The sequence below is a fragment of the Pelagicoccus sp. SDUM812002 genome (assembly GCF_031127835.1).
In the GTDB taxonomy this organism is placed as follows: domain Bacteria; phylum Verrucomicrobiota; class Verrucomicrobiia; order Opitutales; family Opitutaceae; genus Pelagicoccus.
Map to the genome: position 1 here is coordinate 350,022 of NZ_JARXHX010000004.1, position 23,426 is coordinate 373,447.

At 54.5% G+C, this 23,426-nt stretch carries 13 protein-coding genes; 9 read left to right on the top strand and 4 right to left on the bottom strand.

The window, feature by feature from the left end; genetic code table 11:
• Nucleotides 1-61 precede the first annotated feature (61 nt).
• Entirely contained in the window at nucleotides 62-931 is an 870-nt protein-coding gene (locus QEH53_RS09040; protein ID WP_309022848.1) for a transposase, read from the top strand.
• Nucleotides 932-1,052: 121 nt separating this feature from the next.
• On the opposite strand, the gene QEH53_RS09045 is transcribed toward QEH53_RS09040, so the two are convergent.
• From QEH53_RS09045 to QEH53_RS09055, 3 genes are all read right to left on the bottom strand, one after another.
• Nucleotides 1,053-1,607, bottom strand: a complete 555-nt coding sequence (locus QEH53_RS09045) for a sugar O-acetyltransferase (protein ID WP_309022849.1) — start codon at nucleotides 1,605-1,607, stop codon at nucleotides 1,053-1,055.
• Between the two features lie 9 nt (nucleotides 1,608-1,616).
• Nucleotides 1,617-2,387, bottom strand: coding sequence for an EI24 domain-containing protein (locus QEH53_RS09050; RefSeq protein WP_309022850.1), 771 nt, complete (start codon nucleotides 2,385-2,387; stop codon nucleotides 1,617-1,619).
• Nucleotides 2,388-2,504: 117 nt separating this feature from the next.
• Nucleotides 2,505-3,848, bottom strand: coding sequence for a hypothetical protein (locus QEH53_RS09055; RefSeq protein WP_309022851.1), 1,344 nt, complete (start codon nucleotides 3,846-3,848; stop codon nucleotides 2,505-2,507).
• A gap of 166 nt (nucleotides 3,849-4,014) precedes the next feature.
• Here QEH53_RS09055 and QEH53_RS09060 point away from each other — a divergent pair, with 166 nt between their 5' ends.
• From QEH53_RS09060 to QEH53_RS09070, 3 genes are all read left to right on the top strand, one after another.
• Nucleotides 4,015-6,822 carry a rhamnogalacturonan acetylesterase gene (locus QEH53_RS09060; protein WP_309022852.1) on the top strand — a complete coding sequence of 936 codons (2,808 nt, stop codon included), beginning with the start codon at nucleotides 4,015-4,017 and terminating at the stop codon, nucleotides 6,820-6,822.
• A gap of 251 nt (nucleotides 6,823-7,073) precedes the next feature.
• Nucleotides 7,074-7,778, top strand: a complete 705-nt coding sequence (locus tag QEH53_RS09065) for a GDSL-type esterase/lipase family protein (RefSeq protein WP_309022853.1) — start codon at nucleotides 7,074-7,076, stop codon at nucleotides 7,776-7,778.
• A gap of 58 nt (nucleotides 7,779-7,836) precedes the next feature.
• The gene (locus QEH53_RS09070; protein ID WP_309022854.1) at nucleotides 7,837-9,357 is read left to right on the top strand and encodes an SLC13 family permease; all 1,521 of its coding nucleotides are present in this window, start codon (nucleotides 7,837-7,839) and stop codon (nucleotides 9,355-9,357) included.
• A 30-nt stretch (nucleotides 9,358-9,387) separates the two neighbouring features.
• Here the strand turns inward: QEH53_RS09070 and QEH53_RS09075 are convergent, their stop codons facing one another.
• Nucleotides 9,388-10,746, bottom strand: coding sequence for a Gfo/Idh/MocA family oxidoreductase (locus QEH53_RS09075; protein ID WP_309022855.1), 1,359 nt, complete (start codon nucleotides 10,744-10,746; stop codon nucleotides 9,388-9,390).
• 232 nt (nucleotides 10,747-10,978) lie between these two features.
• On the opposite strand from QEH53_RS09075, the gene QEH53_RS09080 reads away from it, so the two are divergent.
• The 5 genes from QEH53_RS09080 to QEH53_RS09100 form a co-directional block, all read left to right on the top strand.
• The gene (locus tag QEH53_RS09080; protein ID WP_309022856.1) at nucleotides 10,979-11,896 is read left to right on the top strand and encodes a DUF1593 domain-containing protein; all 918 of its coding nucleotides are present in this window, start codon (nucleotides 10,979-10,981) and stop codon (nucleotides 11,894-11,896) included.
• Between the two features lie 621 nt (nucleotides 11,897-12,517).
• A complete protein-coding gene (locus QEH53_RS09085) occupies nucleotides 12,518-16,195 on the top strand; it encodes a TonB-dependent receptor plug domain-containing protein (protein ID WP_309022857.1) in 3,678 nt (1,225 codons plus the stop codon).
• A gap of 176 nt (nucleotides 16,196-16,371) precedes the next feature.
• A complete protein-coding gene (locus QEH53_RS09090) occupies nucleotides 16,372-17,577 on the top strand; it encodes a tetratricopeptide repeat protein (protein ID WP_309022858.1) in 1,206 nt (401 codons plus the stop codon).
• 11 nt (nucleotides 17,578-17,588) lie between these two features.
• Complete coding sequence (locus tag QEH53_RS09095) at nucleotides 17,589-20,873, top strand: VCBS repeat-containing protein (RefSeq protein ID WP_309022859.1); 3,285 nt, start codon at nucleotides 17,589-17,591, stop codon at nucleotides 20,871-20,873.
• The coding region (locus tag QEH53_RS09100; protein WP_309022860.1) for a hypothetical protein at nucleotides 20,860-23,426 on the top strand (2,567 nt) is incomplete at its 3' end. The genes QEH53_RS09095 and QEH53_RS09100, both read left to right, overlap by 14 nt.

Here is a 23,426-nt window from a genome sequence, read left to right on the forward strand (position 1 = left end):
CGTGGGGATATGCGACTTCAGGCTGCACCTTTCCAAGGCATGGATCGCCAGCCCCAAGCGCTTGGCAAAGGCGGGGGTGCCCGAGAGCGAACGCCGCTACGCGCGCAAGCAGGACTTGGCGCTCGAGTTGGAGGAGCGAAGCCGAGCCAGGGGGCTGCGCTACGCGTGGGTAGGTTTCGACGCCGCCTACGGGGCCGACCAGAAGCTTTGCAATCGGCTCGAGGACGCGGGGGAAACCTACGTCGGCGACGTGACCGTCTCGCAGAGGGTATGGACGGTTCGCCCTGCCTTCAGCTTCCCAAAGCCGGGGATGGGGCGCCCTCGCAAGAAACCGGTCCTGGACCCCGCCTGCGAAGGCATGCGCCGCCGCGTAGGCGAGCTGGAGGACGAACGCTTCGAGAGCGAATGCGAAATGCTCGTCTATCGGGAGGGGGCCAAGGGCAAGCTGCGCTGCCGAGCCTGGAAGCTAAAGGTATGGACTTGGGGCGGCGACGACCAGGCCTCGCGCGAACGGGTGCTGATCGTCAGCGAGGACATGGACGGGGAACGCAAGTTAAGCCTGGGTAACTGTATCGAAGTCGAGGATACGTCCAGGCTGGTCTACATGCAGCGCCAGAGGTTTTGGATCGAGCACGCATTCGGTCAGGCCAAGGGCGAGCTAGGAATAGGGCAATACCAGGTGCGCAAATGGCAGGGCTGGCACCACCACATGGCGTTGGTCTGCATGGCGTGCCTGTTTTCGCTCAAAGAACAGCTGCTAGCCGAAAGCGAACTGCCCCTGCTCAGCGTGCGGGACATCGTCGAGCTGCTGGAGCACTACCTGCCCAGAAAAGGAAGGACCGAGCAAGAGGTCTTCGAAGCGATGAGGCAGAGGCACAAACGAAGGCAGAAAGACATCGATCGACATAGACTCCGACAACCGCCATCTTAATCTAACAAAGTAGAGCTAAAGCATTCGGGTTGCAGTTGAAGAGTTTGATTTCGAGGTTAGCCGGCGGATTCGTCTAGGGGTGAAATATGCGGCGAGGGTGTCGCGCAGCAGACACGACGGCTTAGAGCTCCCGAATGACGCGGCAGGGGTTACCAGCGGCTACTACGCGTGGGGGGATCGACTTGGTGACGACGCTTCCTGCTCCGATGGTGGTGCCTTCGCCGATGGTGACGCCGGGAACGACGATGCTTCCTCCACCGATCCAGACTTTGTTTTCTATGGTGATGGGCCTACCAAATTCCTTGAAGGTCGCTCGCTCTTCGGGATCGATAGGGTGAGCTGCGGTGTAGAGATGCACGTTTGGCCCGAACTTTACGCTATCGCCGATCTTGATCGGACAGACGTCGAGCATGACGCAGCCGAAGTTGGCGTAAAATGCTTTGCCGAGGTGGATGTTGTATCCGTAGTCACAGCGAAAGACGGGCTCGATGAAGGCGGTTTTGTGATAGGTGCCGAGGAGCTCTTTAAGGATTTGGGCTCGTTCCTTGAATTGCTCAGGCTGGGTCGCGTTGTAGTTGTGGATGGCTTGGCGGCAGCGGAGTCGCTCGTCGGCCAATTCCTTATCCATTGCGAGGTAGTCTTTCCCCGCGATCATCTTTTCCTTCTCGGTAGGCATCGTTTGTTTTCAGCGTTTCAATGTTTTGCCGTCGTAGAGGGTGTCGACCCCGCTGATGGCGGCGGCGATGATTCCGTAAGAGGGTGCTAGGAACCAGCCAATGACCGGGATGAACATCATGAGCACGAACCCGGTGCCGTTGCCCAATGCATGCCATTTGTGGCGATTGGAGTGGGCGAGGCTGGACCGGATGCCTAAGCGTCTGCGTTCCAATACGGGGTCCATAAAGCCAGCTCCGGCGAAGAAAGCCTGGACCGCGAACATGCCGACGAAGTAAATGGCGGCGCCGACGACGGGGAGCAGCCAAAGTAGCCAGCAAACGACGGTGAGCATGAGCGATATGATCAGCATTACGATGCTCACCATCGATCCGCGATAAATGTCGTAGATAAGGCCACCGACGGAAAATCCGGGGCCTTTTGTGCCGTGGTATTTCTCTTCTGCCGTCTCCGATATGAGCCCGATAAAGGGCGCGTAGATGATCATGACCACGCTGCGGTAGAGCAGGAAGGCTAAATAGATCGCCAGCAGCCCGACAATGATGCTCAAGCCCCAAGCTGCCCATTCTGCGACTTCGTTAGGCAACCACTTTTCGCTGATGTGGGCGCTCAGCTCTTGTACGCCGAGGAAGGTGCCTCCGAAGAGTCCTCCGATGACGAGTGGAAAATAGAGCATGCTGAGGAACCCTGGAATGATGAGGTGCTTCCACATGCCCTCTTTCCATACGAGGTGGTGTGCATGTTTGTAGGCGTGCAGGCCTTGCATGAAGGGTTTGATCATTGCTTCGGATTTTGGAGAATCCGGTACCCGTTTGTCGATGGTTTCGTTACAGAAGAAAAATGGCTGCCCTTTTTCGAGGGCAGCCAGCGGAAGTTTTTTGGATACGTAAACTATCGGTTAATCCTTACGGAGCACACCGCTGTAGTCGCGGTCCAGCAAACTTTCGGGAAGATAGACGACGCAAATGTTCATAGAGCGGTCGTCTTCCGAGAGCATAGCGGACTGTATTTGAATTTTGGTGCCGCCGGGACTGAAAGTTGGATGTACGTGGTCGCGAGCGCTTGGCTTGTGCCCAGTGGTCAGGAGCATCATCTCGTGGGTCTTGCGATCGATGAGGTAGAGGCTTCGGGAAAAGTCGTCGCCCACTGCCCAGCGTCCGTCGGCCGAACCGTGCACGTGCCAAAGTCCGCTGCCGCTACGCGTTTGCCCGGCGATGCGCATTTCTCGGGTACGGAGGTTTACGATTCCGAGACCGGTGGGCTTTTCCCGACTGCCAGAAGGGCCCCATTCGTCGTCGGTGCCAACCTCGCGGTGCCCCATGATGGCAATGGCTACCTCGTCTGGCGAGATGATGGCTTCGTGGGTAACCCATTCGTATTCGGCCTCAGGATACAGGGGCTCGATATCGCCGCCGACTTTTACGGTCCAGACGCGTTGTGGCGATTTGCCACCGGTTTCCCAGCAGAGGACTAGTTCTCCGCTGACCCAAGGGTTTGTTTGGATGTGTCCCATTTGGAAGGGCGCCACAGCGACGATGTCGATTTCGCCGGTGGAGATGTCCATGGACGCGATTCCAGTCGGGCCTGCTCCCATGTCGCGAGGACCGAAGTTCTCCTTGATCTCCACGCTGGAGTCGAGGTGCTTGGCTGCCTCCTCGGGACCGATGCGGAAGTAGATGACGTCTTCGTTGGCGTCGATCGCCATGTCGCCTCCCGCTCCCATTGAGCCGTCGACCCTACCGACGATGCGCTGGTAGTGGTCGGCGGATTTGAGCGAGCCAGCTGCACTGTCGATGAACAGGGTTTCGAGGTCGATTTCGACGATGGCTTTGTCCGCATCTCCGCGACCGTAGCGGGGCTGCTCGGTGGCGGGCATCTCTGGATCTCGCATAACGTAGAGCTTCATAGCTTTGCGAGCGAGGGTGAGCATGCCGAAGTAACCGCCTTCGGTGACTTGTACGATGTCGCCTGTCTCTTCGTTGACCGCCAGCGCTTCGCCAGGGATGCGGTCGGAGCGGAAGACGAGCCATTTGCCGTCAGAGGTCCACTGAGGGTGGGTTTGGTAGATTTTCGAGTCTCCGGATTGTTTGCTCGTGAGGAAGGCGAGTTCCACTCCGGTAACGGGATCTTCGATGACTTTTTTCTCCGAGGGAAGCCTCGTGCCGATGGGCGACTGGGCATGGAGATGGGTGACTGTGGCGGCAAAGCTGGCTATGGCCAGAAGGAGTAAGGGGATTTTCATGAGAGTCAGATTGCTATGTCGCGCGGCTGTAGTCAAAGGCGAGAGCGGGCGATAAATGTTTACAGTCCGATTTGGCGGGATCTCTTCGGGAACGCGATCTGACTGTACGGGATTGCTTGATTGGCTGGAGGGTGGGATAATCCTAGGATCGTTTTTTTGCATTGGTATGAAACTCCGTTCCCCATTCTGTATTCTCGCTGCCGCCTTCGGTGCGTTGGCTTCCTTTTCAATCGCTGCCGTGGATGGTGAGGACGCAGGTTCGCTGCCACGCATTTTCGTAGCGGGCGATTCCACTGCGGCTCCTGGAGATGGAGTGGGGCGCGTGGGTTGGGCGAATCCGTTCTCCGAGTTCTTCGACGAAAGCAAGGTGGCTGTGCACAACAAAGCACGAGGCGGGCGCAGTAGTCGTACGTTCATTACGGAAGGCCATTGGGACGATATGTTGCAGGAGGTGGAAGTGGGAGATCTGGTCCTGATCCAATTTGGCCATAACGACGGCGGTGCGATCAACCGGGAGCCCGAGGGCTCAGGCCGTCCGTTACGGGCCCGCGGAAGTCTGCCGGGACTGGGAGATGAGAGTGAAGAAATCCTAAATGCGGTAACGGGCAAGCGGGAGATTGTTTACACTTTCGGGCACTACATGCGTAAGATGGTTGCGGATACGCGCGAAAAAGGAGCCACCCCGGTTCTCCTTTCGCTGACGGCCCGAAATCTCTGGAAAGAAGGTCGGCTGGAGCGCGGTTCCGGCAAGTACGGTTACTGGACTTACCAGTTGGCCAAGGAACTGGACGTGCCTTTCATCGATATCACGAATCCGGTGGTGGACCGCTTCGAGCCGCTGGGTAACAAGGAAGCGCTCGACGTGTATTTTCCTCAGGACTACGTGCATACGGGTCCTGAAGGAGCGATGATTAACGCGGAAGCGGTTCTTTCGGGATTGAAAGGCTTGCGACCCAATCCTGTCGCCGGGTGGCTTTCCGAAAAAGGCGAGTCGGTTCCGGTCGACACACTGTCGTGGTTGAAGCTGCCGATTCCGGAGGATGCGGAAAAGCCGACGATCTTCCTCATCGGAGATTCCACAGTCCGCAACGGACGTGGTGATGGATCGAATGGGCAATGGGGATGGGGCGCGTTTCTGGATACGCATTTCGACAATACGAAAGTGAACGTCGTAAACCGAGCGGTGGGTGGCCTGAGTAGCCGAACCTTTTACACCGGACCCTACTGGGAGCGGGTCAAGAGCATGATGAAGCCAGGAGACTTCCTCATCATGCAGTTTGGGCACAACGACGATATCGCGCTCAACGATGCCGAGCGGGCGCGAGGCACGATCAAGGGGACTGGTGACGAAACGGAGGCAATCGACAACATGCTAACAGGACAGCCCGAGGTGGTGCACACCTACGGTTGGTATCTGCGACAGTACATCGAAACTGCGAAGTCTGAGGGTGCGACTCCGATCGTTTGCTCGCTGGTGCCGCGCAAGACTTGGAACGAACAGGGCCAAATCAATCGCAGCGTAGGCAGCTATCGCGACTGGGCGAAGCAAGTTGCCGATGAGGGCGGTGTCGCTTTCGTCGATCTTAATTCTCTTGTCGCTGACAAATACGACGCTCTCGGAAAGAGCGCGGTGAATCCACTTTTTGGAGACGCACACACTCACACCAGCTGGGAAGGAGCTATCCTAAACGCCCAGTGCGTGGCGGTAGGTTTGCGGGCCTTGGATCCGAATCCGTTGCAGGAATTCATGACAGTGAATATCGGCAGCGGAGACGCGGTACGCTTCACCTTTTCTCCGGAAATGCCGCAGGAGGCAGCTATCATAGTAGATCCCTCGATGACCTACAACGAAGAGAGGGGTTACGGCTTTGATCTCGGGACGAGCCCGGATTCTGAGGACGGAGTTTTTTATTTCTCGGTTTTGGCGACCGATGGAAACTACCGCTTGACGATCGAGTTTGGCGACGAGGAGCAGGCGTCAAGTAATACGGTAAAGGTTGAGTCGCGTCGACTGCTACTCGAAAACGTAAAAACTAAAGCGGGTCGTTTCACAACGCGTAGTGTATTCGCGAATACGAGAAACTCCGATTTGGTCCCGCCGGAAAAGTATGCTCCAGGCGGAAAGTCGGTTGTCCTGAACGAGCGAGAAATCGGAAAGCTGCACTGGGATGGCAAGCTTACGATCGAGTTCAATGGCAGGGCTCCGGAGGTGCGTTCCTTGGAAATCCAGAGGGTTGACGTGCCGACTGTTTACTTGATTGGAGACTCTACCGTAACGGACCAGCCCTACGAGCCTGCGGCGAGTTGGGGACAGATGTTGTCTCGGTTCTTCAACGACGAGGTTGCTGTGGCGAACCACGCGGAATCGGGGGAGACTTTGAAGTCGTTTATGACAGGACTACGCTTGGCCAAGGTTTTGCAGGAAGTGGACGAAGGGGATTACCTCTTCATACAGTTCACCCACAATGACCAGAAAGAGCAATGGCCTCAGACTTACGTCGAAGCGGGTACGACTTATAAGGCTTACTTAGAGGTCTTGATCGCTGAGGCTCGCTTGCGTGGCGCGACTCCGGTCCTTGTGACCTCCATGCAGCGGAGACGATTCGACAGCGAGGGAAAGATCGTAAGTACATTGGGAGACTACCCGCAAGCCATGCGTGAAGTCGCCCGAAGCGAAGGAGTTGCCCTAATCGACCTGGAGCCGATGAGCGTAGCCCTCTACGAAGCGCTCGGACCGGCGGACGCGCCTAAGGCCTTCAGCAACGGCGGCAAGGACGCGACTCATCACAACAACTACGGTGCCTACCAGCTAGCGAAGTGCGTGGCTCAGGGAATCATCGATGCGAAGCTACCGCTGGCCAAGGCCTTGGTCTCCGATTTCAAAGGCTACGACCCAAGTCGTCCCGACGATGTGGATACGTTTGAAATGGCGGCAAGCCCGTTCAGCAGCGACCTCGCTCCGCTTGGGAACTGACGTCGCGAATAGATATTCCAAAATGGCGATTTCGGGGGATTGCTGGTCTTCGCATGATTGAGTTTGCTGTGTGACAAGAGGAATTACGTAATAACTTAACGGGTTTATGTATCAGCCTATTCAATTTTAGCTTGGAAGGCTTTCTGCTCACCGTCTTTTTGAGGGAGCCTACTCCTCCGAGCGCTCTGATTCGTTTTCGGGTCAGCCACCCCTCGGCTTATCCCAACAGTTGATATCCCACCTTATTTCTAATGCAAAAATTGAAGCTCGTATTCCTGTGCGTATCCTCAGCCCTCTTTCTGGCTGCCTCATCTAGCTTCGCGGAAGACCCCGTGGAGCCTCCTTTCCAGAAGGACATCGACGCCTTCGAAAAGGACCGGGTTGAAAACGAGATCCCGGAAGGTGCGGTCTTGTGCGTGGGCAGCTCGTCCATGAGAATGTGGGGGGACCGGATCGAGAGAGACTTGGCGCCGCTTACTGTGATTCCGCGCGGATTCGGTGGCAGCAAATTTAGCGACGTACTCTATCATTTCGACAAGTTGGTGACCGCTTACAAACCACGAGCGATCCTCATCTACGAAGGTGACAACGACCTAGGGAGCGGGATGACTCCGAAGGAAGTTCTAGGCGATTTCATGGCGTTTCGGAAGCGGGTAGAGGAGCTTGACCCAGACATCCGGATCTACGTCATCGGGGTCAAGCCGAGCATTTCGCGTTGGCACCTAAAGAAGCGGATCGCGAAAACCAATCGCTTAATCGAGGCAGCGTGCGAGAAGGACGAGAAGCTGACCTTCATCGATGTAGCCGAGTTCTTGTTGAACGACGAGGGCGAGCCCCGAGAACAGATCTTTTTAGAAGATAACCTTCATTTGAACACGGTCGGATACCACCTTTGGGCCGCTGCTATAGGCTTGGAAATCGTTCCTGCGGAGAGGAAGTACGAAGAAGTGGACTGATGCCCGTGGGTATTTATAAGTGCTTTAGCCAAGCCTCATCCCAACTCTGCCCTAATTTATGAGCGCCAGAATACCAGCTGTGCAAGACGCCGTAGAACACCCTGATAGCTATGGGGCGCGGCAATGGTCGGGCTGGGTGCTCGGACCGGGAGCGCTCTTGCTTACCTTGATCACGGAGCCGCCCAGTGGGCTGTCAGTCGAGGGCTGGCACACGGCTGGTGCGGCAGCGTTGATGGCGATTTGGTGGATCTGCGAAACGGTGCCTATACCCGTGACAGCACTGGTACCGTTGGCTCTTTTTCCCATGCTACGCTTGGGTACCATCAAGGAAGTAGCGGCCCCGTACGCGAACCCATTAGTATTTTTGTTTCTCGGCGGCTTTGTGATAGCGCTCGCCATGCAGAAATGGAATTTGCACCGGAGAGTTGCTATCGGCCTGATCGGAGCTTTAGGAACGCGGCCAAACCGGATCTTGGCTGGATTTCTCCTAGCAGGGGCCCTTGTGAGCATGTGGGTCAGCAACACGGCAACGGCCTTGATGATGCTGCCGATTGCGAGTTCGGTGGTGGCCCTGGCCCGAGATGCGAAAAAGGGTGGGGGGCCGGGAAAAGACTTTGGGCCAGCCTTGATGTTGGCAGTTGCCTACGGCGCGACGACTGGAGGCATGGCCACATTGATCGGGACGCCTCCGAATGCTTTGCTCGCGGGCTACTTGAATCGAGTTTATGAATACGAGATAGGTTTCGGCCAATGGATGATGATTGGTCTCCCCATGACGATCGTGGCTCTGCCCATCGTTTATTTGGTGCTGACTCGCGTAATCTTTCGTCTGAATCGAGAGCCGCTTGCGGGGATGGATGACTTGATCGTCGAAGAACGCTCGCGGCTAGGACGGTTTTCGAGAGGGGAGAGTTGGGTGGCTATCGTGTTCGCGTTCACGGCCCTCGCCTGGATCTTTCGTCCCTTGTTGGCAAACTACCTTCCCTTCCTTTCGGATACGACGATAGCCATCTTTGGCGCAGTGGTTCTCTTCATGCTGCCGATCGATGCGCGCAAGGGAGTATTCGTAATGGATTGGGCCGCGACCAAAGCTTTGCCTTGGGACGTGCTCTTACTCTTCGGAGGTGGCTTGAGTTTGGCCAGTATGATTCAGTCTCATGGACTGTCAGAATATTTGGGTACATTGTGTAAAGCGCTCGACGCTTGGCCCGTAGTATTGACGATGGCAGTCATTTGTTTCGGTATCCTGATGCTTACAGAGCTGACAAGCAATACCGCTACGGCAGCGACCTTTCTGCCGATCGTGGGCGCTGTCGCCATCAGCCTTGGGCAAAATCCGCTCCTGTTTCTCGTACCCACCGCCCTGGCCGCAAATTGCTCCTACATGATGCCGGTCGGCACGCCGCCAAACGCCATCGTATTCGGTAGTGGCTTCCTCAGTTTACCGCAAATGGCGAAGGCCGGCTTCTTGCTAAACCTAAGCCTAGTGCCTATCGTTATTGTTCTGGTTTGGTTGCTGGGACCCTACGTTTTCGACCTGCGCCTCGATGTCTTGCCCGAGTGGGTCTTGGGCAAATGATTCGAGTCAGAAACGTATCCAGATATACATTCAATGGGAGATGGGCATTGGTCGCGAACAGCCATGGAGCTCGACCATCTTCGTCGCGTCAATAGCTTGGCCGCTCGCCATGGAAAGATTTGCGGCGATCCCTGTTAGAATGGAGGTGGCCCCGTCTATGTGGGAGGCCGCTCTTTTGAGAGGGTCTTTCGTAGGTGTCGGATCGAAAATATCCTTTAGCATAATCGCGTCCGCGCCGCCGTGGCCGCCGTCATTACTCTGTTCAATTGCGACTGATACTGGTTTGGCCCAATGCTGTTGAACGGTGAGAGTGGTTGGCTCTTGGACGGGAGACTCGGAGCCGCCTTGCACGTTTTTTGAAAAATTGTGATCCCCCGCGCTGCCGCTAACGTATGGATTTTCGATTACGGCTAGCTCCATTCTCCCTTTGCTGCCGTTGAAGGCCACGCGGTAGCCCTCCCATGGGGAGTAGGCGGTGAGATGGTAGGTCATGACAGCTCGATTCTCATAGCGAACGATTACTGACATGTCGTCCTCGATGGTGACTCCTTCGCCAAAAACGTTTCGATCTCGCAGGTAACCGTCGGCGGTTTCGCAGTCCAAATACAGCCTCTTGAGGGTGGCATCACTCTCGAGGTCGATGGCGAAGGGATCGTTGTGAGCTTCGGGTGCGCCGGTTGAGCGTTCGTAATGCCTCGCCTCGCCGCGTTTTTGGGCATTGGCGGAGCCGTAGAAGGACAGGTCGCCTTGGGCGTAAACGATGCTCGGGCTGGAGTTTAACCACCAGTTGACGAGGTCGAAATGGTGGGTCGACTTGTGTACTAACAGCCCTCCGCTATTTGCTTTGTCTCGATGCCACCGACGAAAATAGTCGGCTCCGTGCTTTGTGTCTAAGAGCCACTCGAAGTGTACTGAATGAACGTGCCCTATGGCTCCGCTATCGAGCAACTCCTTTACTTTCGAATTTCTTGGAGCGTAGCGATAGTTGAAAGTGACGCGGAGGTTTCTTCCCGTCTTCTTTTTGGTATCCAGAATTTTATGACATTTATCGACATCAGTAGTCATGGGTTTCTCGCTTATGACGTCGCAGCCGGCTTCCATGGCACGGCAGATAAACTCGTGATGAGTAGCGTCGACGGTCGTGACGATCACTTCTTGCACTTTCAGCTCCGCGATCATCCGCTCAAAATCTTCTGGTAGGAAGGCGGGAAGGTTTGCGGCTTGCTCGTGCTGAAAAGCTTGGATGCGGAGAGGGTTCTTGTCGCAGAGCGCTACGAGCTCGCACCTATCTTGAAATGTTTTTGTCAAGGCCACTAGGAACATCGAGGCGCGCGCGCCGGTGCCGACTATTGCAAAACGCCGCTTTTCGTTGGGTAGATCGTCTGTCATGAAATGAAGCTGTCTTAAAGTGTCTCGGCCGTTTCATTAGGCCAAATCAAGTCTCGTATGTATCGTAAAGGAGCGGGCTGCACGCGAACGTTGGCTAAACGCGTAAAGTAAATTTAGGTTCGCACGGCCCGTGCATCGGGGAATGGTTGAAACCTCTAATCCGCCAAAGCGTATTTTTCCCATGGGTAGAACATTTTTATCACTTATAGCTACAAGTGTATGCTTCGCTGCAGTGGCTTCCGATAACGGTGGACGGCCGAGGGTGGTCATTTCCACGGATATAGGAGGGAGCGACAACGATGACTATCAATCGATGGTGCATTATTTGGTTTGCGCCGACGTTTTTGATACTGAGGGATTAATCAGTTCGCCTCCACATGCTGGGCGAGTCGGGAATATATTGGAGTGCATCGATCTCTATGAGAAAGACTATCCCCGTTTAAAGTCCTATTCTAGCAGTTATCCGACTGCCGACTACTTGCGCAGCGTTTCGCGTCAAGGAGCTATTGAAGCGCAGTCTGGGGAAGTGCCGACAGAAGGCGATCTGAGCGCTGGAGCGAAGCTATTAATTGATCGGGCGAATTATGATGATCCACGACCGTTGTATGTACTCGTTTGGGGTTCGATTACTGACGTTGCCCAAGCCGTGCGCGCAGATCCGGGGATAAAGGCGAAGCTTAGAATCTACTCGATCGGTTCGTGGAATACAGTGCAGGATAAACGGTCGCGAGACTACTTGTTCAACGAGCATCTAGATCTTTGGTGGATAGAAAACGATACGACCTTTCGCGGTATGTACATGGGAGGAGATCAATCAGGTGAACTTAGCAATGAGCGCTTTCCGGAGGCCCATGTAGCAGGGCATGGCCATCTCGGATCTCTGTTTATGGAAAAGCTCCCAGTGATAAAGATGGGCGACACGCCGAGCGTGCTTTATCTACTTCATGGCGATCCCGACGCACCGACTGCAAACCACTGGGGCGGGGCCTTTGTGCAACCCTATCCGGACCGTCCGACCTATTGGCATGACGACCCGAATCCCAGCTTTGATACAAACGGCCGAGCAGGAGCTAAAACTGTTAGCAAGTGGCGTGCTGACTATTTGCGAGACTGGAAAATGAGGATGGATCGAGTTCAGTTCGAAAGGTAGCTAAGGGCGAAATCCGGCTTCCTGTTACACGTAAGCTTGGCGCCTATCGTTGTTGTTCTGGTTTGGTTGCTGGGACCCTCGGTTTTCTGCCTGCGCCTCGATGTCTTGCCCGAATGGAGCTTGAGCAAATGATTTGCTGCCTAGCAGCGGACCGTGTATCCAAAATCGGAATATTTTGTAAGCGCCCTTATCCACGTCCAAATTAGGTCGGGGAAATGCTGAGCTTAGGGTTTTGATTGAATGTTATCTAGAACGAACCCCAGTGCTCCGTCGCGTTTGGCTCGGAACTTTTTTTACCCCATTTTAGTAAACGGATTTATGCAGGACACCCTTTCGATTTAGGATACGAGGAGTACAAAGTTGAATGATCGTCAGGCGCTTGCGCCCGTCGTTGCTAGTCCAATCGCAGAGGGCCCCGGAGCTTTCGCTCCAGCCGCTGTTTTTCAAATACCCACACCCAATCAAAATCAAGTTGCCCGTACCCCGGTATCCTTTCGGTAATCGCTTTGCTTCATCTTAAGAAGGTTGCGTGCGGATCGAGCTCTAGTGGCTCGCTCTTCTGCTAATTTCTCAAGTGAGTTTAGGTTCTCGGGGCGACTTGCTTACCCAAATCGAACTATCATGCTAAAAAACAAAAACTATCCCAGCAGGGTGGGCCCCTTCACGGCCGCTTTGCTCGCCGCCTCGCTCGCAGCGGGCGGCTCTGTCTCCGCTCAGGATGCAGCCGATCAAGAAGATGACGAAGTCTTCGAGCTTTCTCCGTTTACGGTGAGCGGCGAAGAAGATGTCGGCTATCGTGCCACCTCTTCACTCGCCGGCACGCGTTTGAAGACTGACTTGGCCGATATCGGCTCAGCGATCTCTGTTTACACGGAAGATTTCTTGGATGACGTAGGCGCCGTGGACAATGAGACGCTGCTTGCCTATGGTCTAGGAACGGAAGTCGGCGGCGCGAACGGAAACTTCGTAAACCCTAACTCTAACGGCTTGGAAAACGCGGCCCTGAGCTCTCCAAATAGCAACACTCGCGTACGGGGTCTGACCAGTGCGGACAACACCCGCAATTATTTTAGGACGGATGTTTCGTGGGATGGATACATCATCAACCGCGTGGATATTCAACGTGGCGCGAATTCGATCCTTTTCGGCTTGGGGAGTCCCGCAGGTATTATTAACGCCACTACAGCTGAGGCTAGTTTTAGAAACAGCGGTAAATTCGACCTTCGCTTCGACAAGTTCGGCAGCACTCGTATGAGCGGAAATTTGAACCGGGTTTTGGTCGAAGACGAACTGGCGATTCGAGTCGCTGTGCTCAACGACCGCAAGCGTTTCCGCCAGGAAGAGGCGTATGATGACGACCGTCGTCTTTATGCTGCCCTTTCTTACACTCCTAAGGCCATCAACTCGGATGGCATGTTAAATAAGCTTAAAGCCAGCATCGAGACAGGGACTGGCGAGAGCAGCCGCCCGAGGTATGTCGTTCCCGTCGACGCTATCTCTTCCTTCTACTTGGCTCCGGGTGAGACGGGGTTTGGCGGGGAGTGGGCTAACTACTCTGTGATAGAGGCACAGTCAGGACAGACACTTGCTCCCGGAGAAAATGGTCAACTGATCAACCAGATCTACCGCAATGAAGCCCGTACCAACGGCAACAGTAGCGACACGCCCGTTAGCATGTGGCTCACCGGCAGCGTTGGTGCAGACGCAGGGTTCGCTTACGATATGGCTGGGCCAAATTTTCCTAATCCGGCTAGGATTCGAGAGGGCGGCATCAAAGCTCGTGGATCGTATGTCGTGACGGAACCTGACGATGACGAAGATTTCGATCCGTATGCGACCATCGACAACACTGAGCAAGGCTCGGTTGTCGGTACATCGAGCTTCTCGATGCGTTCCAAGCAAGAGGTGGCAGGCGCGATGGGATTAAAGTACGCAGGATTTTGGAAGGACTCTTCGCTAGCCGACACCACCTATTTCGATTTCTATAACCACACGATCGATGGAGGCCTCAAGAGTCAGGAAACTGACTTCAACATTCTGGAGCTCGATTGGTCGAGTACCTTCAAGGACAACATGTTTGGTTTGAATGTATCCTACTATCGACAGGAGCACGATAGCGAGGTCAATGCTGCTCTCGGAACCGTCTACACACCATCGATTGAAATCGACGTGGGCGCGCTCGACCAAACAGCGACCATCGGTAATCAGGTTCCGAATCCGTACGGGGGACGTGCGTACATTGGTCTGAATACGTCACATGGTGGAAGCAACATGGTATCTCGTGATCGCGAATCTAAACGCCTTCAGGCCTTCTTTTCTTATGATTTCGAGAAGCACCACAACGAAGGCTTCTTGTCTCGCTTGCTGGGCAAGCAAGATTTCACGGGTGTGGTTCAGCAGTACGAGCTGGAATCGCGAGGTCAGTACTACCGTCCGGTAGGATGGGGTTACGACTATGCCACGCTTCGAGGTGACGAAGTTCCAGAGGGTGGATTCCCTCCTTCTGATTATCGCTTGGCAGAACTCGCTCAAGAGGTTGGCGACCCTAGCGGCGGGATTAAGATCTATCTCGATGCGACCGGTCCGCAGAACACTGGCTTACGGGCATTGAATGGCCTCAACGTTCCGACCGGCAAGGTAACAGTCGCTGGATTTAATGGGACACCGCGTCCAGGATTCAGCGCAGAAGACGCTGCCATGGAGACCTTTTACAATGCGTACAGCGGTCTACCGGCCGATGATGGTAACGCACTCGCCTACCAGGCTCGCAATCCTGCAAATTATGTGGGTTGGCAGGATTCGGTGGGAGAGTATACCTTTGTACGTGCCTCCGACGACGAAGCATCGAGAGAGTACCTGACTACCCGCCGTTCGCTTAATGTTGAAGACGTGGAATCTACTGCGTTGGTTTGGACCGGTCGTTTCTGGGACGGTGCGTTTGTTGGAATGTACGGCTGGCGCAAGGACGACGCCTACGAGGCTTGGCCTAGACATGACTACCGTGACGATGGACACGAGACCGATCTCTCGATCGAGGAAGGCGTAAATAGCCGTTCTCAGGAAGTGCAGAGCCGCAACTGGTCTGCTAAGCTGAATGTAAGCCACGTTTTCGGGCTTACTGACAAGCTTCCGTTCTCGGTACACGCTCTTTACGCCGAGGGCGAGGTGCAAACGCCGGATCCATCACGGATCGACGTGTTTGGTCGGACGTTGCCGAACGCGACGGGTAATACCGAGGACCTTTCTCTTATGCTGATCTCCAATGATGGTCGCTGGTCCTTCCGCGCGACGGACTACCGAACGGTCGTGCAGGATGCAGTTTCGAGCTCCACGGTAAATAACGCGAAGTGGCGTATTGAGCAGGTGCTCGCTCAGGGTACTGTTGGTGCTGGAAGGATTGAGACTGATGTTGGTAGATGGGCCGCTGAAAACCTAACGCTTAGCGCTTCTGCCGAAGCGGCAGGATACGATACTGAGCGAGCGTATCGAAAGGAAGTCATGGCTCCTGCTTGGAGAGCGTTCGAAGCCGAGCTCTTCAATAATTTCCCGCTTGCCCGTGGTTGGTACCTTAGTGAATTCCAGCCGGGTGACGCAGAAGCACCTTCGGTTCGTTTTCCGGACAATGCCACCCTCGTGGAGGACCAAGTCTCGGAAGGTTACGAGTTCGAGCTTACAGCGAACGTAACCGAAAACTGGAGAGTGGCCTTCAATGCGTCGAAGACGCAAGCGATTCGTTCCAATCTCCCCGGCCAGGACTTTGGGGCAGTGATCGACTTGATTGTGGATTCAATGCGTAACACACCAGCCGGCGAGATTCCTCTATGGTGGGAGGGTGGTAACAAAGTGGGCACACACCTCAATCCGTTCCTTGGGGAAGTTGCTGTGGCGAGGGCTCTCAACGGCGCCGCCCAGCCAGAGATCCGCGAGTGGAAATCTAACGTGATCACCAACTACAGCTTCGGCGATGGTCGATTTAAGGGGCTTGGCTTAGGCGGATCCCTTCGTTGGGAAGACGAGCAGGTCTACGGATACGAGCCGACGATTGATCCTGATACCGGTGATCTTGGAGTGAACATCGATCAAGCCTATGCAACTGATGCGCGTGAGACAGTCGATCTTTGGGTTAGCTATGCCAAGGCATTGAACGACAAATTGGATTGGAAGATTCAGTTGAACGTTCGCAACGCGTTTGGCGACAACGAGACTGTGCCGCTTTCCCGCAATCCGGACGGATCAATCGGTCTGCGAGGCATCCGAGAAGGCATGAGCTGGTCGGTAAGCAACTCGTTCGACTTCTAGAGAAACTATCAAACGATTGTTGTCTCTGAACGGATAACCATTTAGCTGGAGCCCTGCTTGAATGCAGGGCTCCTTTTCCGTTGGCGGATTTGATATTCCACCGATGTTTACAAATTTTAAATGAAATTACCCCCGGTTAAGAGACTCCACGGCAATGTGCAACTACGGGTATTGTCATGAATCTTATGATACGAACCTTACAAGCTTCTAGCCCTTTGATCATTCGACTTGCGCTTACAATATTCCTTTTAGCGAACTGCGTGGTACTTTCAGGCGAGCCGCCTACCGAACGAATGGCCGCTGAGTTGGCTAAAGATCCGGCGAGCGTATTACCGCAACTACGCCTGGGCGAGGCCTACTTGAGAGCAGGGGAAACCGAAAAGGGCCAAGCGGTGCTTGCTGAGGCCTATCGGGCTCTCGAAGTTCTAGCTGCGGCCAATCCCAAGTCAGGGAGGGTACACTACGCTCTTGGGCTGTGTTCGCTCTTTCGGGGCGATAGGGATGCGGCAGAGCTTGGTTTCCAGAAGGCCCTCGAACTCGCGCCTGATCTTGAATTGGCGTCGCTTGGATTGGCTAAGATTTATGCGGAGGAGGGCAGTTTCTATCGAGCTACTGCGACGATTCGCAAAGCCCTTGAACAATCGCCGAAGAACGAAGCGCTGCGTCGGACCTTGGCCGGCCTCCTCGCTTCGAACGGTAAGACAGAGCCCGCTGTGGAACTGTATCGAAGCTTAGTGGAAGAATTTTCCGACAATACAGAATATGCGGAAAGCCTGGTAAGTCTGTATCTGAAAATGGGAGACATCGAGGGCGCGACTCCGCTGCTTGATCAAATGATGGAAGCCGGGACAATTTCTGAAATCGACCGTGTTCTTCGTTTGTTGGAAGCTCACCTTGAGGTTGGAGCGTTGAAGGAGGTTCCCCGATTGTTGCAGCGAGTGCGGCGAGCCGAGCCCGAGCACCCGATGCTCGACGACTACTTCGCTCGCTATTATCACTTGCTTGGCGAGCAGTCCGCGCGCGAAAACGATTGGTCCCGAGCCACACTCTACTTCAATCGATCGTTGGAGTACTCTCCAGATGATACTTCGACGCGGCAAGCCCTCGGTTCGGCCTATCTTGCTGTGGAGGATTTCGAAGCGGCCAATGAGCAGTTCATGTCAATATTGGAGTCTTATCCTAGCGATCCCCAGTACTATGCCGATTTAGCTCGAACGCAGTTGGGGCTGGGCAACCCCGAGCTCGCCTTTCAGGTGATAGATAAAGCGTATGAATCATCGAAAGCCCGCGGGGATTTGGAGGCGATGAGTTTGTTTGAGCAAACTCGTAGCGATCTAGCGAATACGGCTAAGCGGCAACTTCAAGAGGCTCGATCAAACTAGTTCGTGAGACGATGACGTTCTTGAGATCAATTTGCCTAGGGTGGGCGGGAGTGACGCTGCTTCCGTTTGCAGTGGCAGAAGGGGGCGACGCTCTGATACGGACAGACTTAAACGCTCCTTCGCATCGAATCGAGGGGAAACCGCTCTTTGAAGAGCTCGACCCAGACGCGACTGGTTTGTCCGGCTTTGTCAACGACTACAGTGGGGCGGATGTATGGGGAAAGCGTTGGCGGGAGTATTTTATGGGAACGATCGGCACAGGGATAGCCTTAGGCGATATCGATGGAGATGGTCTTCCCGATCTGTTCGTTTCCAGCAAGGATGAAGAAAGTCGGTTGTACCGAAATGTTGGCGACATGAAGTTCGAGGACATTAGCGACCAGTCGGGTTTTCTCGATTCGCCGTATCCGGGAACGGGATGCAGCTTCGTCGATGTCGACAACGATGGAGATCTTGACCTCTACCTCTGTTACGTGAGAGGCGGAAACGAGCTTTGGATTAACGACGGAACGGGCCATTTCGAGGAGAGAGCGGAAGACTGGGGTGTGGCGGTTAAGACCGGCAGTACGATGGCGTCGTTTGTGGATTACGACCGTGACGGAGATCTCGATTTCTATCTGCAGAATAACTTGGTGAACGACGGCAACCACTTTGAGCAATTGTCCGATCAGCTCTTCGAGAATCGTGGCACGCGATTCGTGGAAGTTACGCAAGCAGCAGGCATTACTGGACCGGCGTATGGTCACTCCGCGATTTGGTGGGATTACGATGAGGACGGATATCCGGACATTTATGTAGCCAACGATTATGAGAGACCGGACAAGCTGTATCGGAATAACGGTGACGGTACTTTCTCTGATGTGATTACTGAGGTAACGTCTCAAATCCCCTATTATTCGATGGGGGCAGATTTTGGCGACATCGATAACGATGGACACTCGGACTACTGGGTTGCGGACATGGCTCCCACTTCGCATCGGCAGTACCTGCGAACCATTGGCAGTCATCAGCATATCTACCGCGGTCGTCGCGACGAGTTACCGCACCAATACGCGAAAAACGTATTGATTCACAAACGATCTCCGAGCCAATTCGCGGATGTCGCTTATTTGGCGGGCCTAGCGGAAACGGACTGGACTTGGGCGGCACGCTTGGTGGATTTGAACAATGACGGACGGCTGGATGCATTCGCTACAAACGGGATGCTTCGGTCTTTTCATGATGCTGATTTGGCAGCGAAGCAGTACGAACGTGGCGGTAGCAATTGGGTTCTCCGAGTTTTTCGAAGGGAGGCAGTACTCAAGGAACGAAATCTGGCCTACGAAAATCTAGGAAACCTGCGTTTCGAAAGGCGAGGCGAGGCTTGGGGGCTAGAGAAATTGGGAGTGAGCTTTGGCGTAGCTTTTGGCGATTTGGATGGAGATGGGGATATGGATATGGTTCTCAACAATTACCAAAAACCGGTATCCGTTTTTCGAAACAACGAAGGGCAACACAGTCGTATCACGGTCCGATTGCACGGGACGCGAAGCAATGCCTACGGAGTTGGCGCGAAAGTGGTTGCGACGACCGGCATGCTGAAGCAAACGAAGGAACTGTATCCGATGAGAGGTTACATGTCTACGGATGAGCCAATCCTTCAGTTCGGGCTGGGTGAGCACAAGAGGATGAATAGCCTCGAGGTCTTTTGGCCGAGTGGCGGATATCAGAAGTTTGAAGATCTTCCGACCAACGGGCGCTATGTCGTGACAGAGCCGGAAGAGGACGCCGGGCCGAGAGAGCGCGAAAAAGAAAAGCCCTTTTTTCAGCGAGTCGCGTTGGCGTTACCAAGTGAAGCGATACGAAAGGAAGAGCACTTTGTCGACTTCAAGGAGCAGCCGCTCTTGCCCTTTCCGGAGTCGAGGCTGGGGGGAGACATGGTATTGGCGGACTTCGATCAGGACGGGCGTTTGGATGTCGCGTTGTCCGGTGCCAAAGGTCAGGAAACCGCGATTCTGCTTAACAGAGGAAAGGGCGACTTTGAATACGTTTTCAATCTAGATTTCGAGACCGATTTCGGAAGCGAAGACTGGGATCTGAAGGTCGTGGATTGGAATCTTGATAGCCGTCCCGATTTGTTTGTCGCGTCTGGAGGAGTCGAATCCCCGTTGGGCGATGCGTTTTACGAGGATAGGCTGTATTTGAATGATGGTGACGGCTACTTCGTGCGAGACTTTGAGAGCGAGCTCTCGTCTCTAAGGAGATCGACTTCGGCGATCCGCTTCGCCGACTACGACAACGATGGAGACTTGGACGTATTCTGCGGCGTGCGCACGATTCCGGGAAGCTATCCGCTTTCGGACGCCTCCAGTCTGTGGGAAAACCGTGAGGGGAATCTCGAAGAAGTTACAGACGCGATCGCTCCCGGCTTAGCGAATACCGGCCGGGTGAGTGATGCGGTCTGGAGCGATCTGGATGACGATGGAGATCTCGATTTGGTTCTCGCGATCGAGTGGGGGGCGGTGGAGATCTGGCGAAGTGTTGAAGGGATGCTTGAGCGGGACGACACGATTTTGCCACGGAGTGAGAACTACGGGCTCTGGAATCGCATCGCCGTGGAGGATATCGATGGCGATGGAAGAAAGGATATTCTGGCAGGCAACCTAGGCTTGAACAGTACTTATCGAACTACGGAATCGAGTCCGCTCAACCTCTGGTATAAGAGAACGGGCGACGGCTCTGTTTCGTTAATCGAAACATTGTACGAAAACGGCGATGAAGTCTTTCGGGCGGAGAAGGCTCGCATGGCGGAGGTTTTTCCAACACAGCTCGGCTCGTTTAGCTACGAGAAATACGCGAACAGTTCACCTCGAGATATTTTCCCGAGTTTAGAGGAGGAGTACCGGAAGCTTTCCGTCGTGGAGCTAAGGAGTTGTATTTTTTGGCAAACAGAAGACGGGGAATTTGAGAAGCAGGCTCTGCCGCATCTCGCGCAGTCGGGGCGAGCGATGTCGCTTATGGTTGAAGATTTCGATCTCGATGGCGACCGGGATGTAATCCTATCGCTGGAGCACCTCTCTCCGGTGCCTTGGACTGAACGGTTTGAGGATGGGCAGGTAGAGCTGTTGCTCAATGAGGGAGACCGTCGGCTGGTCCCGGTAAGTTCCTGGAAATCCGGTTTGCTTATCGACGGCAGTCCTAGGGGATTGGCGTGGGGTAACCTCATGGGTGATGAACGTCCTGAGTTGATAATCAACGTAAGCGAAGGCAGCCCCGCGGTGTTTTCGCTAGAGACTTTTCAAAATGATGAAGAATAATATAACATTTTTTCGGATACAGGGAGCTAAGGCGATATTAGCTGCCTTGCTTGCTTCTCAAGGGTTGCCGCTAGCCTTCTCGCAAGATAGCTGGGCCTTCGAGCCGGAACCCGATGCGTTCGATGCTGCGGCATCGTTTGATCTTCGATCGCTTAACGAAGACGAGGCCGGGCAGAGCGGTTGGGTTGAGGTCGACGATGCGGGCGACTTTGTGCGCGGCGATGGGGAATCGATACGCTTTTGGGCGGTGAATACAGATGTATCGCGCCAGTTTCCATATCAACCACGACCTGGCGCGGGATGGAGCGACGCACCTGATATTGATCGTCATGCACGATGGTTGGCCAAGCGTGGCGTTAACCTAATCCGTTTGCACAGCCACATCAATCCGCGTGCGGATACGCAGGAATTGGACGAGGTGAACGACAGCGAGGTGGAGTGGATCTTTCGCTCGGTCGGCGCCATGAAGCGAGCGGGCGTGTACACGATGGTATCGCCCTACTGGGCGAACACTATGGAGAGCAATGATAGCCGTTGGGATACGGACTGGGAGGGCGGTCACCATGGTCTGCTCTTCTTCGATGCGGAGATTCAAGCTGCCTACAAAGAGTGGCTACGCCAGCTCTTCACCACGCCCAGCGATTACCTCGGAGGTAAGACCTTAGCGGAGGAACCTGCGTTGGCGATGTTCCAGATCCAGAACGAAGACAGCCTGCTGTTTTGGACCGTCAATGCGCTTAAAGAGGGGCCAAAACGTCGCTTAGGCGCTCAGTTCTTCACTTGGGCGCAGGGCAAGTATGGTTCGATTGAAGCAGCCTTCGAAAACTGGGGAACGGCGTATTCAGGAGATGACGACATCGAAAACGGAGTTCTCGGAATCGCCAATATTTGGGACCTGACGGGAGACGGTAAGGCTGCTCATGGTTCGACGCCTCGCTTAGATGACCAGATGCAGTTTTGGGTGGAGACTATGCGAGACTTCAATGCGGAGATTGCCCGTTTCGTGCGAGAAGATCTGAATTGCCCTGTGCTGATTAATCCCGGCAATTGGAAAACAGCTGATGTGATCTTGATGGAAGACAGTGAGCGGTACAGCCAGACCAGCGGCGACGTGATCGCGGTGAATCGCTACTTCGGAGGAGTCCACCAAGGAGACAACAACGGTTGGGCGATTGAATCGGGGGACTTTTACACAAATCGATCCGTTCTTAAGGATGCGGCTCGCTCGTTTCCGATTAGCGTGAAGCAGGTGAAGGGTAAGCCCATGATGGTGACGGAAAGCACTTGGGTCATGCCGACGGATACTGGCTTTGAGAGCTCGATGCTGCTCTCAGCCTATTCTTCGCTTTCGGGTTTCGATGCGTATTTCTGGTTTGTGGGGCAGACGGAAGGATTTACTCCGCCGCGCTCGGCAAATGGATACAATGCCTCTCAAGCGAAGTGGCTTTGTTTGACCCCGGATATGGCAGGGCAGTGGCCCGCGGCTGCGTTAGCGTTTCGCAAAGGCTATATCAAGCGGGGAAAGCCAGTGGTGCAGGAGCATCGTTCGCTTGAATCGCTGTGGCAGCGCAAGTCGCCCATCATCGCAGAGAGCGCCAGCTTTGACCCAAACCGCGATAGCGGGGACCAAGCTCCCGATTCGTCCATGGAGGGCGGTGTCGACCCGCTCGCATTTTTGGTAGGGCCCGTCACTATGGAGTTCGGAGGTAGCGAAAGCGACAACGCAGTGATGGAAGATTTGGAGTCATACATCGAGCGGACTGAAAACGGTGAAAGGGTTAGGAGCGAAACGGGGCAGATCCTTTTGGATACGGATCAAAACCTGTTTACGGTCGATGCGTCGCACGTTCAATCGATGATCTCATATAAACCCACCGTCCAAGCGTTGAGTGCGGTCACGTTTGAAAGCTCGGGACCATCCGTTTCGGCTTCTGTCATAAGCCTAGACGGCTATCCGATCGTTGCCTCAGGTAAACTCTTGGTGCAAGTTGGCACACGCTCCCGTCCGACGGGCTGGGAAGATGAAGAGGCGACCATCGAGGTATCCGGTGAGCCAGTACCGGCACGAAAGATCGTTAGCTATGGCGAAGCTCCTTGGAGATTGGAGTCGGCTGATCTCAAGATAAGTGTCAAGAATCCGGGCCTGCAAACGGCTCACGCTTTGGATGCCAACGGAATGCCGATTGCGGAGTTACCTCTAGATATTGAAGACGGAGTCGCAACGTTCGATTTCCCAGAAGGCACTCTCTACGTCGTTTTAGAGGGAGCGAGCGGCCTGAGCTATGACATCTGGAAGTCCATGTTCCCTTGGGACTCCGAATCTGCGGATGCATTGGTTTCCGCTGATCCCGATGGTGACGGCGCGTCCAATTTGATCGAGTTCGCGAGAGCTGGAAATCCGCTACGTTTCGATGGTGAAGCCTTGGAAAAGGCCGAATTCAATGACATGGCAGAGGCTCCGGCTTTGACGGTTTCCTATCGCCGGAACGCCATTATGGTAGGCGTGGAAGATGGCTTCGAGTATTCAGAGGACCTTCGAGATTGGACGGAGCT